Source organism: Sphingomonas sp. PL-96 (genome assembly GCF_020707215.1).
Lineage (GTDB): Bacteria > Pseudomonadota > Alphaproteobacteria > Sphingomonadales > Sphingomonadaceae > Sphingomonas.
Map to the genome: position 1 here is coordinate 546,849 of NZ_JAJFET010000001.1, position 13,526 is coordinate 560,374.

The following is a 13,526-nucleotide window of genomic DNA, read 5'->3' on the forward strand; positions in this document are numbered from 1 at the left end:
GGCGATATAACGGCTGGGGCGCCGCTTTGCGAGGGCACGCGCGAGCGCTATGGACAGGTCCATGACCGAGCGCACCTGGACCGCCGCCCTTCTCGTCATCGGGGACGAGATCCTTTCCGGCCGCACGCAGGATCGCAATGTCGCGCAACTTGCGTCCTGGCTGAACGTGCAGGGCATCCGCCTGGCCGAGGTGCGGATCGTCGCCGATCGGCAGGAAGCGATCGTGGAGGCGGTGAATGCGCTGCGCAGCCGCAACGATTATTGCTTCACCACCGGCGGCATCGGCCCGACGCATGACGACATCACCGTCGACGCGATCGCCGCCGCACTCGAACTCCCCGTCGTCGTGCACCCGGAAGCCCGGGCGATGCTGGAGGCGCATTATGCCGATCGCGGCGGCGTGACCGAGGGGCGGCTGCGCATGGCCCGCGTGCCCGAAGGCGCGAGCCTGATCGCGAACCGCCAGTCGGGCGCGCCCGGCATCCGGGTCGGCAATCTCTTCATCCTGGCCGGCGTCCCCCATATCGCGGCGGCGATGCTCGATGCACTGACCGGCACGCTGGAGGGCGGCCTGCCGGTGTTGTCCGGTACGCTGGGCTGCTGGGTGGGCGAGAGCGAAGTCGCCGAACTGCTCCGCGATGCCGAGCGGACCCACGCCGGTGTCTCGGTCGGCAGCTACCCCTTCTTCCGCGAGGGACGCGTGGGCGCCAATTTCGTCGTCCGGGCAACGGCGCAGCCGCTGCTGGACGCGTGCCTGAACGACCTGGACGCGCGGCTCACCGATGCCGGCTATACGGTGGTGCCCGGCGGCATCTGATGCGGGCGGCGCGCCAGCCGCCCGCCAGGGTCAGAAGCCCTGCAGCTTGAACGAGATCGACTTCTGCTCCGCCGTGCAGGCAAGCCCGCCGCTCGGCCGGTAGCTGCTCTCATAGCGCGCGTCGCGGAAGATGCTTGCAGCGGCCTCGTTGAAGATGAAGGGGGGATAGGCCGCAACCACCCGCGGTGCGATCGTGCGTCCGTCCGCGGCGATGTCGAACTCGGTCATCCCCCAGCCTTCAAAGCCCATCCGTACCGCTTCCATCGGATAGTCGGCGGTCGACGCACCGGAGCGCCGCAACGCCGGCCGCAGCCCGATCAGGGCACACTGCCCTTCATCCAGGCCGGTCCGGTCGAACAGCGCACGCGCGGCGGCCAGATCGCCCTTGTCCGCAAGGATCGTGGCCTGCTGCAACAGCGCGTTGACCTTGAGCGGATGCTGGGCTGGCAACTCCGGCGCGTCGGCAACGCTCTGCAAAAGCGGCATCGCATCGTCCGCACGGGACCGGCGATAGCCGGGCACGGCGATCAACAGGCGCAGCGTCGCTGCCGACAGCGGGTCGGCTGCCACATCCGCACGTGCCAAAAGGGTCCGGAAGTCCTCGCGGTCGCGTTTCCCTCCGCCTGCCACGCCAATTCGCTCGATCGCCAGATAGGTCTGGACCGGGACCGGCGCGTTGGTTTGCGCGGCCTCGCGGATGGCTTCCTCCAGTGCCTCGGACCGCTCCTGATCCGGCGCGGCGCGATTGGCGCCGAGCGCCGCCAGCGCCTGGACCAGGGCTGGGCGATTTCCCGACGTGCGCGCGCTCGCAACGGCCGCGCGGATGGGTGCGATCGCGCGTGCGTCGGGCAGATCGGCCCAGGCGCCGCCGCCAGTGCCGGTCTCCGCCGCCCAGGCCTGGAAGCGGTCTGCCAGGGGATCGGTGAGGTCTGGTCGCTCACCCACGCGGGTGCAGCGCAATTCGACCCGGGTGGCATAGCGAAACAGCGCCGGCACGGATTTCACATCCTCCGGCCGCCAGGACCATTCCGACACGGCCCGCGCAAAGGCGAGCGCCACTTCCCGGCCGCCGGTGGTATATACCGGAAGCACGCCCGATACGGCGCCATCGTCGCCGAGCGAAAATTCAATGATCGCGAAATCCTCGGGCTTCAGGCCCGTGGCTCCGCCGCACAATGGCGGCTGCATGCTGGCAGCGCGACCAAACGGCGTGTCCTGCATGCGCCCGGCGCCCGTGTAGGCGAGATACCGGCGGGCGCTGTCCCGGTCGCGGTTCAGCATGGCTGCCACGGCCAGGTCCGATCGGGTGACGATGTCCCCGATCCCGACCCGGTTGCCGAGCCCGCCCTGCTTCTGCAGGCCCTCCTTCAGCTCGGCATAGGCTTCCTTCAGCTGTCCCTGGTTCAGCAGCACGCGCGCGTGGATCGTCTGCACTGCCGCCTTGCTGTCCTTTGACATGCCGGGGTCGGCAAATACGATCGTGCGCGCTTCGGTCGCGTAGCGCAGCGCCTCACCATCGCCGTCAAAGGCAAGGACCTGGGCCAGCGACATCAGCGGGAGGATGCGATCACTTCCCTCCGACCGGTCCAGCGCCTCGCGATAGGCCGCGGCCGCACCCGCATAGTCGAACCGCCGCATCAGCACACCGCCGAGCGCGGCCTGGCCGTCGCGCACGTCGCGGGTGAACTCCTTGCCCCGGCCCGCAAGCACGGGGAGGCCGCGGCGCAAGGCCGCTTCACCCTCTTCTTCGCGTCTCAGATTCACCAGGCAGCTGCCCTTGCGGACGTCGATCGCCCCGGTCAGTAGCGGATTGGGTTTGGAGCGGACCCGCGCCTCGACGGCGGCGAAGTCCTGCAGCGCCTCGGCGCACTTCCCGTCCGCGGCGGACTGGCTGGCGCGATCGAACAACTGCTGCAGGCTCGGCGCGGCCGCAGGTGTCGCCGCCGCTTGACCCGCGACAAGCAAGTGCAGAATGGTTGCAAGCATCTGATATTCCTCCCCCAGGGGCACGAAAGCATGAGACGAAGCATCGTGTCGACAGGATTCTCGCGAATATTGTGGCTCGTGGCGGCTCTGACTGCCTCAGGCTCCTCGTGGAGCAATCCGGTGCCCACGGCGTCGGTCTCCTATCCTCCGCAGACGGTGCTGCTGTTCGTCGCTGGCTGGTGCGCGCCCTGCCAGGCGGAGTTGCAGCAACTGCCGCAGATCACGGCTGCGGCCCGGCCATTCCGTGTGCTGGTCGTGCCGCTCGACAAGGGGCGGCGAGTTGAACGGATGCTGGAAAGCGTGCCGGTCGCACAACGCTGGCGGCCAGAGGGCGCGGCATGGAGCCAGGTTCAGGCCGATCTCCTGTCCGGTACCGCCGGGCTGCCCTTCAGCGTCGCCCTGGCAGCCGACGGCCGGCCATGCGCCAGCAGCCGCCGCGGCCTCGACCCCGCCAGCGTCGCCCAGCTGGTTGTACGCTGCATCTCCGGGCGGTGACGTTCCTCATCCTGATCGGCGTTCTTCGTCGGTAGAAGTACACGCAAAGCAGCGCCAAAGTCCTGCAACTATCCACTCGACAGGCCAGTCGACTCTTGGCAAGTTACGCGGAGAAAATAAGGAGATAGGGGATGGATACGATTCTTCGTGTCGCGCGTGCGGTACTGCACGCGCCGCGCCGCTACTTCGATCAGGCGCTTCGCGCGCCGGAGCCGGGCCAGTGCCTGTGCGGTGCTGAGGCCGAGGTGGGACGCACCAAATGTCATGAGTGCTGGCTGGACGAGTAGGGCGGCCGCTGCGGGCGCCTCCCGACGGATGGTGGCGGTCTCAGGCGGCTGAAGGTAGCGTGCGCCTCGAATCCGCAGCCGCTCGAAGCGTCTGCGGGCGCTGCTCTCGGGCTTACCACCGTGGTCGCCGAGCAGCCGCGGTGCTGGTCGCAGGCGAAAACCAGAAGCATCCCATGCCCCCGCATCATCGACGTTGACGAGCGATGCCAGGATGTGGCAGGCGAGCGCCGCATCGCAGGTGGAATGTAGCGGCCCAGCCGCCGACTTCGACCAGCGATCGTTTCGACGCCTGGCCGTCGGGATGCGGGTGTAGCTCAATGGTAGAGCAGAAGCTTCCCAAGCTTACGACGAGGGTTCGATTCCCTTCACCCGCTCCAGCACGCAACGCAGCCCCGTGATATATCCGCAGCGACGGGTCGTGGCCGAGGGCTATCGTTCTCCGTGACCGTGGTGCTGCGGCACCGTTTCGGTGCTGTCCGCCGGCTTCCCGTGGCGATCGAGCCACGCCCGCATCTGCGCGATCTCACGTTCCTGCGCGGTGATGACCTCCGTCGCAAGCGCGCGCACCTCGGGATCGCGACCGTATTGGAGCGCCACGCGCGCCATTGCCGTCGCCCCCTCATGATGCGGGATCATGCCGCGCATGAAGTCGAGGTCGGCGTCGCCGCTGGCGGGCTGGCTCATGCCCTGCATCATCTCGTGGTGCGCCGCCTCATAGGCGGCAGTCGAGGGTGCGGCGGACCGGCTGGCGGCCGGCGGGGAGTGCGGCGGCGCCGGATGTGCCATGCCGCTCGCCAGCCCCGCGGCACTCGCCGCCATCCACACGGCCATGCCAATCGTCATCAGATTCTCGGTCAGTGACAGGAAGCCGAGCGGCACGTTGCTGGAACCGCCGACGCAGGCGCACTTCAATTCGCGACGGTCGAGGTAGACCGCCTTGAAGACCGACACCGCACCGATCCCGCCGATGAACAACGCGATCGGCACCGACAGCCACGGCAGCACGCCCGCGATCATCAGCACGCCTGCCAGCCCCTCCGCGAAGGGATAGACATAGGAATAGGGCACCCAGCGCTTGGCAAGCAGGTCGTAGTTGAGGAACATCGTGGCGAAGCTCTCGACGTTCTGGAGCTTCAGCAGCGCCAGCACGACCATGCTGAACCCGATGAACCATTCGGCCGCGCGAAGCGTGAAGGGCGTGCCATAGACGCCGTGGCTGGTCGCCAGCGCCATCAGCGCCGTCATGGCGAACAGCGCCACCACCGGCTTGTAGGTGGTCGCCTTGGGATCGGGAACCGTCTTGCCCAGATGCCGGCGCAGATCATCATAGCCGCCGACACGAACGCCGCCGATGAAGACCTGCGGCGTGGTCTTCACCCCATGCTCCGCCTTGAACGCATCGGTTTCCTCGCGCGTGCGCAGCCAGTGATCCTCGACCGCATAGCCGCGGCGGCGCAGCAGGTCTCTGGCCTTCAGGCCATAGGGGCAGACATGCTGGTCCATCACCATGCGGTAGAGGACGGCCTGGCGAGGTTCGGCGGGGGAGGGCATCGCAGCGGCTTTCGACTGGTGATCCGTGGGCTGCACCCCATATAGCCGCCGTACCATGGTACGGAGTCAAGGGGTGACGGGACTAACCATTGCCGGGCTTGCTCGCGCAGGCGAGGTCGGGGTCGAAACCATCCGCTATTACCAGCGGCGTGGGTTGCTGGAGACGCCGGAGCGCCCGGATGCCGGGGGGCAGGGCGGTGGCGTGCGCCGCTATGGCGATGCCGAGGTGCGTCGGCTGCGTTTCATCCGCTCGGCACAGGCCGCCGGCTTCACGCTCGAACAGATCGCCGAACTGCTCGCGCTGGATGCCACCAACGACCGGGTGCGGGCGCGGGCGCTTGCCAATGAGCGCATCGCCGCGCTGGACGCGAAAATCGCGGAGCTTCAGGCGGCGCGCGCCTCGCTGCGGCACCTGGCGCACCAATGCGAAGGCGGGTCCGAGGGACCGTGCCCGATCCTTGCCTCTTTCGACCGTCGCTGTTCGTGATAAACTACCCGGGAGGGTCGCCGATCAATTCGCCGCGGTAGCGCGCTCGGCCAGTGCCAGCACGCGGCGCGCATCCTCCAGGTGCAGGCGCTCCACCATCGCGCCGTTCAGGCGGAGTGCGCCCTTGCCGGCGGCCTCGGGCGAGGCGAACGCCTGCACGATCGCCTGGGCCTGCGCGATTTCTTCTGCGCTGGGGGAGAAGGCGGCGTTGCACGCGGCGATCTGGCGGGGATGGATCAGCGTCTTGCCGTCGAAGCCCATCGCGGCTCCCTGGCGGCATACATCCTCAAACCCAGCGTCATCGTCGATCGCGTTGTGGACGCCATCGAGCACCGTGAGCCCCCAGCCACGTCCCGCCGCGAGCGCCAGGCCCAGCAGCGGCAGCAGTTCCGCGCGATCGGGGGAGAGCCGGCAGCGCATCTCCTTGGCGAGGTCATTGGTGCCAATCACCAGTGCGGAAAGGCGCGTCCGCTCGGCAGCCGCGGCGAGGTCGGCGATCCTGGCCATCGCGCGACACGTCTCGACCATCGCCCAGATCGGGGCGCGGTGGAGCTGCGATTCGACTGCCGCAATGTCGGAAGCGGTATTCACCTTGGGGACCAGCACGGCGTCGAACGGGGCGGAGTTCGCGGCGGCCAGATCGTCCGCCGCCCACTCGCTGTCGACGCCGTTGACGCGCAGCACCAGCTCGCGCGCGCCAAAGCCGCCCGTCCGTGCGGCCGCGATCGCCGCTTCGCGCGCCGCCTGCTTCTGCTCGGGCGCAACCGCGTCCTCCAGGTCGAGGATCACGACATCGCAGGGCAGCGTCCGCGCTTTTTCGATCGCGCGCATGTTCGACGCGGGCAGGAACAGTGCGCTGCGCCGCGGGCGGGGGTTGGTCACGCGCCCCGCCCGGGCAGCAGCAGCGAGGCATCGCCATAGCTGTAGAAGCGATAGCCGCTCGCGATGGCATGGGCATAGGCCGCCTGCATCCGGTCCAGCCCCATCAGCGCCGAGACCAGCATGAACAGCGTCGAGCGCGGCAGGTGGAAGTTGGTCATCAGCCCGTCGATCCCGCGGAAGCGGTATCCCGGCGTGATGAAGATCGCCGTGTCGCCTTCGAACGGCCGGATGATGCCATCCTCGCCGCTCGCGCTCTCGATCAGCCGCAGGCTGGTGGTGCCGACCGCGATTACCCGGCCACCGTCCCGGCGCACCTGGTTGAGTCGCTCGGCAGTGGCGGCATCGAGCCGGCCCCATTCAGCATGCATGCGGTGGTCGTCGGTGTCGTCCGCCTTCACCGGCAGGAAGGTGCCGGCACCGACGTGAAGCGTAAGCGTGGCATGACCGATGCCGCGCGCCTCCAGCGCTTCCATCAGGCCTGGCGTGAAGTGCAGCGCCGCCGTGGGGGCGGCAACGGCGCCGGCCTCGCGCGCGAACAGCGTCTGGTAGTCCTCGGCATCGCGTGCGTCGGTCGGGCGCTTCGACGCGATATACGGGGGCAGCGGCATGCGCCCGGCGCGTTCCAGCAGCAGCTCGACCGGCTCGGCACCGCCGAATTCCAGCAGCACGCTGCCATCCTCGCCGCGCGCGCTGCTCGTCGCGGTCACGCCTGCGCCGAAGTCGATCGTGTCGCCATCCCGCAGGCGCCGGGCGTTGCGAACAAAGGCGCGCCAGGCGCGGGGCCCCTCGCGCTTGTGAAGGGTCGCACCGATCCGTGCGTCGCCGCGGCGGCCCTCCAGCTGGGCGGGGATGACGCGCGTGTCGTTGAACACCAGCAGGTCACCCGGGCGCAGCGCGTCCGGAAGATCGGTGACCACGGCGTCGCGGGTGCCGGCGCCGTCGAGCAGCAGCATGCGCGCCGCGTCGCGCGGCGCTGCCGGCCGCAGCGCAATACGCTCGGCCGGCAGCTCGAAATCGAAATCGTCTACGTTCATCTCAGGTCCGCCGAAAGCTCGGCGCTTGCCTCAGCGCTTGGCCGGGGCGGAGGGCAGGGTGAGGTTCTGGTCCTCGACCGGCACGTTGCTGGCGGCAGGCGCCGGCTGGTACGGCGGGGGATTGTCGGCGGCGATATAGGCGTGGATCACGCGGGTCGGGTTGGCAGGCGGCTCGCCGCGCTGAATGGCGTCGACATACTGCATCCCCTCGAGCACGCGGCCGAACACCGTGTACTTCTTGTCCAGCGCGAGGCGCGGCGCGAGCATGATGTAGAACTGGCTGTTGGCGCTGTTCTCGTCCTGCGCACGCGCGGCTGCCACCGCACCGCGAACGTGGGGCAGGTAGTTGAATTCCTTCGCCAGGTCGGGAAGGTCCGAACCGCCGGAGCCGTCGCCCTTGGGATCGCCGCCCTGGGCCATGAAGCCTTCGATCACGCGGTGAAAGGGAAGGCCGTCGTAGAACTTCTTGCGGGTGAGCGTCTTGACGCGCTCAACCGCCTTGGGCGCGACGTCCGGGCGCAGCCACACGGTGACGCGGCCGCCGCTCGACAGGTCGAGCAGCCACAGGTTTTCCTTGTCGGTGGTCGCGGGCGGCGCCGCGCGGCCGGGGACGTCGATCAGCTGGGCTGCGGCGGGCAGCGCGAACAAGGACGCGAACAACGCGAAAACAACGGCAAACAGGCGCATTTCCACCCCGGAAAATAAGGTCTCGACCAGCGGCTTAGAGGATTTCACGCGGCGGGGGTAGGGGCGCGTTGCCACGCCCGCGCCCACACCGATCGCTCACTCGGCGGCGAGCGCCTCCTCGCGCTCGGCGGCCTGGCGCGCCCACATCTCGGCATAGACGCCGCCTTTGCGCAGCAGCTCGGCGTGCGTGCCGCTCTCCACGACCTCGCCCGCCTCCAGCACGACGATGCGGTCGGCGTGGACCACGGTCGACAGCCGGTGGGCAATGACGATGGTGGTGCGGCCTTGCTCGATCGCCTCCAGCGTGGCGAGGATGTCGGCTTCCGTGCGGCTGTCGAGCGCACTGGTTGCTTCGTCGAGGATCAGCACGGGCGGGTTCTTGAGCAGGGTACGGGCGATCGCCACGCGTTGCTTCTCGCCACCCGAGAGTTTCAACCCGCGCTCGCCGACCCGCGTGTCATAGCCGTCTGGCAGGCTCTGGATGAAGGGCTCGATCGCGGCCCCGCGCGCGGCTTCGGCAATCTCGTCCGCCGTCGCGCCGTTGCGGCCGTAGGCGATGTTGTAGCCCACCGTGTCGTTGAACAGCACCGTGTCCTGGGGAACGATGCCGATCGCGGTACGCAGCGAATCCTGGCGCACGCGCGCGATATCCTGCCCATCGATGGTGATTCGCCCGCCGGTCGGATCGTAGAAGCGGAACAGCAGCCGGGTGAGCGTCGACTTGCCCGCACCCGACGGGCCGACCACGGCCAGGGTGGTGCCCGCCGGGACGTCCAGGTCGATGCCCTTCAGGATCGGGCGTTCGGGATCATAGCCAAAGCGGACGTTCTCGAACCGGACATGGCCGCGCGACACCGCGAGCGCGGGCGCGTCGGCCACATCCTCCACCTCGGCCGGGGTGTCGATCAGGTCGAACATGGCGCCCATGTCGGTCACGCCCTGGCGGATGGTGCGATAGACCATGCCGAGCAGGTCGAGCGGGCGGAACAGCTGGGTGAGCAGGGTGGAGACCAGCACCACGTCGCCGGGCGTGAAGCGGCCGCTCGACCAGCCGAACACCACCAGCCCCATGCCGCCTGCCAGCATCACGCCGGTGATCAGCGCCTGGCCGATGTTGAGCAGCGCCAGGCTGTTCTCGCTGCGCACCGCCGCGCCCGCATAGGCGGCGACCGCACGTTCATAGCGCTCCGCCTCCCGCGCCTCGGCGCCGAAATACTTCACGGTCTCAAAGTTGAGCAGCGAATCCACGGCATGCGCGACGGCGCCCGTGTCGAGGTCGTTCATCCGCTCGCGCAGCGCGTTGCGCCAGTCGGTGATCCAGCGCGTAAACAGGATGTAGGCCGCGACCATCACCACCGTGCCGACCACCAGCCAGCCGCCGAACCGCACGCCGAAGATGCCGAGCACCAGCGCCAGCTCCAGAACGGTCGGGGCGATGTTGAACAGCAGGAAATAAAGCATCGTGTCGATGCTCTTGGTGCCGCGCTCGACCACTTTGGTAACCGCGCCGGTGCGGCGTTCGAGGTGGAAGCGCAGCGACAGGCCGTGGAGGTGGCGGAACACCGTGCCGGCCAGGCGGCGTGCGGCGTCCTGGCCGACCCGCTCGAACACCATGTTGCGCAGATTGTCGAACAGCGTCGCGCCGAACCGCGCGGCCGCATAGCCGATCACCAGCGCGACGACGAGCCACAGCGCGTCGCGGCTGCCCGCGCTCATCGTGTCGATCGCGTTCTGCAGCGCAAAAGGCGCGCCATAGACCTGGACGAGCTTGGAGACGACGACGAGCAGCAGTGCGCCGACGACGCGCAGCTTCAGCCCAGCATGACCCTGTGGCCAGAGGAACGGGAGGAAGCGGCGGAGCGTCGCCAGCATCGGTCGCTGGGGCGCGGTGGAGGCGGGATAGTCAGGTGGCATCGCGCCCATATCTGGGATGTCCAGCCCCTGCGCGCAACGGATGCGCCGAACCGCCCGCGGCAAGCGCCGAGGGAACCGGAAGCGATCTCAATCGGTTGACCACCCCAGAAGGAGCAAGTGGATGGCCCCGATTTTGTACGTCGTCGCGATCATGGGCTGTGCCGATGATGGAAGCCAGTGCCGCAGTGCGCGGGTCGAGCCGGCGACCTATACGAGCATCGCGACCTGCCAGGCAGCGATGTCGGACGCGCTCGTGCGAAACACCGACATCAGCTATCCGACCATCACTGCCGCCTGCCAGCAGCAGAGCGCACGGATGGCCAGCAACGACGCGCCGCAGGGTAACCGCGGCGGCTGAAGACGGGCTTCTCGCCAAACAGCAAAAAGGGCCGCGGCTTCGACAAGCCGCGGCCCTTTTTGCATCCGTCGCGCCCGTTCAGGCGACCTGTGCGGCCGGCACCTCGTCAGCATCGCGCAGCACATAGCCGCGGCCCCACACCGTCTCGATGTAGTTCTCGCCATCGCAGGCAGTGCTCAGCTTCTTGCGCAGCTTGCAGATGAACACGTCGATGATCTTGAGCTCGGGCTCGTCCATCCCGCCATAGAGATGGTTCAGGAACATCTCCTTGGTAAGCGTCGTGCCCTTACGGAGTGAGAGCAGCTCCAGCATCGCATATTCCTTGCCGGTGAGGTGGACGCGGTTGCCGTCGACCTCCACCGTCTTGGCATCCAGGTTGACGGCCAGCTTGCCGGTCTTGATGACCGACTGCGAATGGCCCTTGGAACGGCGGACCACGGCGTGGATGCGCGCGATCAGCTCCTCGCGGTGGAACGGCTTGGTGACGTAATCGTCGGCGCCGAAGCCGAACGAGCGCACCTTGGTTTCCATTTCGCTGATGCCCGACAGGATCAGCACCGGCGTCTGGACGCGCGCGACGCGCACCTTCTTCAGCACCTCATAGCCGTGCATGTCAGGGAGGTTCAGGTCGAGCAGGATGATGTCGTAGTCATACAGCTTGGCGAGATCGAGACCTTCCTCGCCCAGGTCGGTGGTGTACGCATTGAAACCCTCGGCCTCGAGCATCAGCTCGATCGCCTTGGCAGTGGTCGGTTCGTCTTCGATCAACAGAACGCGCATCGCAGTCCCCCTGTTCGGCATCCGGACCCAGACAGGACCGCCGCCGTAGGACGTTATTAACCTAAAGAGGTCTGAAGGCCAAAGGTTAACGCGTTCCTAAGACAACCATAGGGCGAACACCTACGGTTGCGGGAATGTCACACGTCCTCGCCCAATGTTTCCCGCAGATAGAGGCTGCGCACCAAGGAAAAGATCACCACCAGCAACGCGGCCGAGAAGAACAGCCCGAACAGACCGAACACCATTCCGATCGCGATGATCGCGAACAAGGTGACGGCCGGCGGGATTGCGATCACCCGCGCCTGGACGAACGGCGTGATGAAGTTGGTCTGCAGCAGCCGCACCAGCGCATAGGTGACAAGCGCCCCGATCAGCGGCCCGGTGCCCTGCGTCGCACCCAGCCCGAGGGCCGGGATCATCGCGGCAGTCGGCCCCACATAGGGAATGAACTCGCTCAAACCTGCCAGCAGCCCCAGCGCCGCCGCCGAGGGAACGCCGGCGATCCACAGGCCGACCCCGATCAGAACGCCCATGCTGGTCATCAGGATGATCTGTGCGCGCAGCCACAGCCGCAGCGTTTCCTGCGTGTCGTCCAGCGCATCGGCAAAGGCGCCGCGCTTGGACCGGGGCACGAGCAACAGTGCGCCACGGCGATAGATCTTGGGATCGGCGGCAAAGAACATGGCGCCGGCCAGCAGCAGGATGCAATTGAGCAGCAGCTCTCCCGATCCCTGAACCAGCCCGCCGATGTCCTGTGCGATGCGCGACCCGGCAAAGGCCGCCTCGATCGCCTCGACGATGCGCGCGCCTACGGGAGTTTGCGACATCCACCGCGCGAGATCGGTCAGCAGCCCAGGCAGTGCCACCACCAGGGCGTTGACCTGCGATCCGAACTGATAGCCGAACAGCCACACCAGAAAGGCGACTGCGCCCAGCACCGTGACCATCCCGGCGGGCACGCGCAGCCGCTCCGGCACCCGCAGCCGGCGGCCGTAGATGTCGGCGAGCGCGTGAATGACGATCGCACCCAGCATCGATCCGAATGCCAGGATCAGCAGGTTCATCGCACGATAGAACGCCACTGCCACCGCGCCGATCAGGATCAGCAGGACGACCCGGCGCAGGAAGCGTGCGTCCTCCGCGTCCGGGCGCAGGCGGTTCACTGGCGTTAGGCGCACATCTGGCGGAATCGTTCCGCCAGGAACTGGATCAGCACTTCCACGCGCGCGGGCCGAAGGGTTCCAGGTGGGGTGAGGAGGTGCAGAGCCAGGTTTGTCTCCCGCCAGTCCTCCAGCACCTCGACGAGCGTGCCTGCGGCCAGATCCTCATCGACGATGAAGCCAGGCAGGCGAGTGATGCCAAGGCCGGCACGCAACGCAGGCAGCATCGCTTCTCCGCTGTCGGTGCAGAGCGGGCCTGCCGGCCGGATCGTCACTTCCTCATTGCCCCGCCGGAATGGCCAGGCGAACGGGCGGCTGGCGTTGGTGTAGGCGATGCACGCATGATGGGCGAGGTCGGACGGATGCTCGGGCCGGCCATGCTTTTCCAGATAGGAACGCGCCGCCACCGTATGCAGGGTGATCGGGGCCAGGCGGCGCACCCGCAGGCTGCTGTCGGGCAGGTCGGCGACACGCAGCGCGATGTCGATCCCCTGGGCGACGATGTCGGTCGACGCATCCGACAGCGTCAGGTCGACCTCGATCCCCGGGTAAAGCGTCAGAAAGTCCGCGAGCGCGGGCGCAACGCGCGTGATGCCGAAGTTCATCGGCGCGGCGAGCCGGACCCGGCCGGTCGGCGTGCTGTTCGCGTCGCGGGCGATTTCCTCCGCATCGCGCGCCTCGGCCAGAATGCGGGCGGCTCGCTCCGACAGCGCCCGGCCGCTTTCGGTGAGCGTGAGCCGGCGCGAGGTGCGATGGAAGAGGGTGGCGCCCAGCCGCGTCTCAAGCCGGCTGATCGCCTTGGACACCGTCGCCTTGGACGTGCCGAGCACCTGCGCGGCGCCGCTGAACGATCGGTTCTCGACAACCGAAGCAAAGATCGCCCAGGCTTCGAAATCCGGCAGCATCATCGCGCAAGCACCTCCGGCTAGTGGCTGTAGCACTGCAACGATCAGTTTCCAACGTTTCCGTTTACGGCGCGATAGCCGTCCCTACCTTGTAAGCAGAGCGGGTCCGATCACGCACCGGGCTCGACAAGGATCAACGAGTTTCCCAGGACGCAGGAACCTGCGGCCGGGAAGGGGGCCTGC

General features: G+C 67.8%; 14 protein-coding genes, 1 tRNA gene and 1 pseudogene. 6 read left to right on the top strand and 10 right to left on the bottom strand.

Translation table 11 applies throughout. The annotated features are described in order from the left end of the window. The first annotated feature begins 61 nt into the window (after nucleotides 1-61). The gene (locus tag LK533_RS02590) at nucleotides 62-817 is read left to right on the top strand and encodes a competence/damage-inducible protein A (protein ID WP_229361201.1); all 756 of its coding nucleotides are present in this window, start codon (nucleotides 62-64) and stop codon (nucleotides 815-817) included. A 30-nt stretch (nucleotides 818-847) separates the two neighbouring features. On the opposite strand, the gene LK533_RS02595 is transcribed toward LK533_RS02590, so the two are convergent. After that, on the bottom strand, nucleotides 848-2,803 hold the full coding sequence (locus LK533_RS02595) for an energy transducer TonB (RefSeq protein ID WP_229361202.1): 1,956 nt from the start codon (nucleotides 2,801-2,803) through the stop codon (nucleotides 848-850). Nucleotides 2,804-2,923: 120 nt separating this feature from the next. Here LK533_RS02595 and LK533_RS02600 point away from each other — a divergent pair, with 120 nt between their 5' ends. The 3 genes from LK533_RS02600 to LK533_RS02610 all read left to right on the top strand — a co-directional run bounded on the left by LK533_RS02600 (nucleotide 2,924) and on the right by LK533_RS02610 (nucleotide 3,962). Further along, complete coding sequence (locus LK533_RS02600) at nucleotides 2,924-3,298, top strand: TlpA family protein disulfide reductase (RefSeq protein WP_229361203.1); 375 nt, start codon at nucleotides 2,924-2,926, stop codon at nucleotides 3,296-3,298. Nucleotides 3,299-3,429: 131 nt separating this feature from the next. Beyond that, nucleotides 3,430-3,585, top strand: coding sequence for a hypothetical protein (locus LK533_RS02605; RefSeq protein ID WP_229361204.1), 156 nt, complete (start codon nucleotides 3,430-3,432; stop codon nucleotides 3,583-3,585). A gap of 303 nt (nucleotides 3,586-3,888) precedes the next feature. Continuing rightward, nucleotides 3,889-3,962 (top strand) — tRNA-Gly (locus LK533_RS02610). A 52-nt stretch (nucleotides 3,963-4,014) separates the two neighbouring features. On the opposite strand, the gene LK533_RS02615 is transcribed toward LK533_RS02610, so the two are convergent. Next, nucleotides 4,015-4,416, bottom strand: coding sequence for a CopM family metallochaperone (locus LK533_RS02615; RefSeq protein WP_420705821.1), 402 nt, complete (start codon nucleotides 4,414-4,416; stop codon nucleotides 4,015-4,017). After that, nucleotides 4,396-5,136, bottom strand: a pseudogene (locus LK533_RS02620) (MauE/DoxX family redox-associated membrane protein); the annotation flags it as partial. The pseudogene LK533_RS02620 and the gene LK533_RS02615, both read right to left, overlap by 21 nt. A gap of 55 nt (nucleotides 5,137-5,191) precedes the next feature. On the opposite strand from LK533_RS02620, the gene LK533_RS02625 reads away from it, so the two are divergent. Continuing rightward, a complete protein-coding gene (locus LK533_RS02625) occupies nucleotides 5,192-5,623 on the top strand; it encodes a MerR family transcriptional regulator (protein WP_229361205.1) in 432 nt (143 codons plus the stop codon). Between the two features lie 24 nt (nucleotides 5,624-5,647). On the opposite strand, the gene LK533_RS02630 is transcribed toward LK533_RS02625, so the two are convergent. From LK533_RS02630 to LK533_RS02645, 4 genes are all read right to left on the bottom strand, one after another. Next, a complete protein-coding gene (locus LK533_RS02630; protein ID WP_229361206.1) occupies nucleotides 5,648-6,505 on the bottom strand; it encodes an HpcH/HpaI aldolase/citrate lyase family protein in 858 nt (285 codons plus the stop codon). Further along, a complete protein-coding gene (queA, locus tag LK533_RS02635) occupies nucleotides 6,502-7,539 on the bottom strand; it encodes a tRNA preQ1(34) S-adenosylmethionine ribosyltransferase-isomerase QueA (protein ID WP_229361207.1) in 1,038 nt (345 codons plus the stop codon). Before queA ends, LK533_RS02630 begins: the two co-directional genes overlap by 4 nt. Before the next feature lie 30 nt (nucleotides 7,540-7,569). Further along, nucleotides 7,570-8,226 (bottom strand): peptidylprolyl isomerase, encoded by a 657-nt coding sequence (locus LK533_RS02640; protein ID WP_229361208.1) that lies wholly within the window; start codon nucleotides 8,224-8,226, stop codon nucleotides 7,570-7,572. A 96-nt stretch (nucleotides 8,227-8,322) separates the two neighbouring features. Further along, entirely contained in the window at nucleotides 8,323-10,140 is a 1,818-nt protein-coding gene (locus tag LK533_RS02645) for an ABCB family ABC transporter ATP-binding protein/permease (RefSeq protein ID WP_229361209.1), read from the bottom strand. A 121-nt stretch (nucleotides 10,141-10,261) separates the two neighbouring features. Here LK533_RS02645 and LK533_RS02650 point away from each other — a divergent pair, with 121 nt between their 5' ends. Further along, a complete protein-coding gene (locus LK533_RS02650; RefSeq protein ID WP_229361210.1) occupies nucleotides 10,262-10,498 on the top strand; it encodes a hypothetical protein in 237 nt (78 codons plus the stop codon). 78 nt (nucleotides 10,499-10,576) lie between these two features. On the opposite strand, the gene ctrA is transcribed toward LK533_RS02650, so the two are convergent. The 3 genes from ctrA to LK533_RS02665 form a co-directional block, all read right to left on the bottom strand. Continuing rightward, entirely contained in the window at nucleotides 10,577-11,278 is a 702-nt protein-coding gene (gene ctrA / locus LK533_RS02655) for a response regulator transcription factor CtrA (RefSeq protein ID WP_229361211.1), read from the bottom strand. Nucleotides 11,279-11,415: 137 nt separating this feature from the next. Continuing rightward, nucleotides 11,416-12,441 (bottom strand): AI-2E family transporter, encoded by a 1,026-nt coding sequence (locus tag LK533_RS02660; protein WP_229361212.1) that lies wholly within the window; start codon nucleotides 12,439-12,441, stop codon nucleotides 11,416-11,418. Nucleotides 12,442-12,446: 5 nt separating this feature from the next. Continuing rightward, on the bottom strand, nucleotides 12,447-13,346 hold the full coding sequence (locus LK533_RS02665) for a LysR family transcriptional regulator (protein WP_229361213.1): 900 nt from the start codon (nucleotides 13,344-13,346) through the stop codon (nucleotides 12,447-12,449). Between the last annotated feature and the right edge of the window lie 180 nt (nucleotides 13,347-13,526).

Bases quoted from the DNA above. Each gene is read 5' to 3' on its own strand.
- LK533_RS02590 (WP_229361201.1), top strand. From the start codon at position 62: ATGACCGAGCGCACCTGGACCGCCGCCCTTCTCGTCATCGGGGACGAG.
- LK533_RS02595 (WP_229361202.1), bottom strand. From the start codon at position 2,803: ATGCTTGCAACCATTCTGCACTTGCTTGTCGCGGGTCAAGCGGCGGCG.
- LK533_RS02605 (WP_229361204.1), top strand. From the start codon at position 3,430: ATGGATACGATTCTTCGTGTCGCGCGTGCGGTACTGCACGCGCCGCGC.
- LK533_RS02615 (WP_420705821.1), bottom strand. From the start codon at position 4,416: ATGGCCGTGTGGATGGCGGCGAGTGCCGCGGGGCTGGCGAGCGGCATG.
- LK533_RS02625 (WP_229361205.1), top strand. From the start codon at position 5,192: ATGGTACGGAGTCAAGGGGTGACGGGACTAACCATTGCCGGGCTTGCT.
- queA (WP_229361207.1), bottom strand. From the start codon at position 7,539: ATGAACGTAGACGATTTCGATTTCGAGCTGCCGGCCGAGCGTATTGCG.
- LK533_RS02640 (WP_229361208.1), bottom strand. From the start codon at position 8,226: ATGCGCCTGTTTGCCGTTGTTTTCGCGTTGTTCGCGTCCTTGTTCGCG.
- LK533_RS02645 (WP_229361209.1), bottom strand. From the start codon at position 10,140: ATGCCACCTGACTATCCCGCCTCCACCGCGCCCCAGCGACCGATGCTG.
- LK533_RS02650 (WP_229361210.1), top strand. From the start codon at position 10,262: ATGGCCCCGATTTTGTACGTCGTCGCGATCATGGGCTGTGCCGATGAT.
- ctrA (WP_229361211.1), bottom strand. From the start codon at position 11,278: ATGCGCGTTCTGTTGATCGAAGACGAACCGACCACTGCCAAGGCGATC.
- LK533_RS02665 (WP_229361213.1), bottom strand. From the start codon at position 13,346: ATGATGCTGCCGGATTTCGAAGCCTGGGCGATCTTTGCTTCGGTTGTC.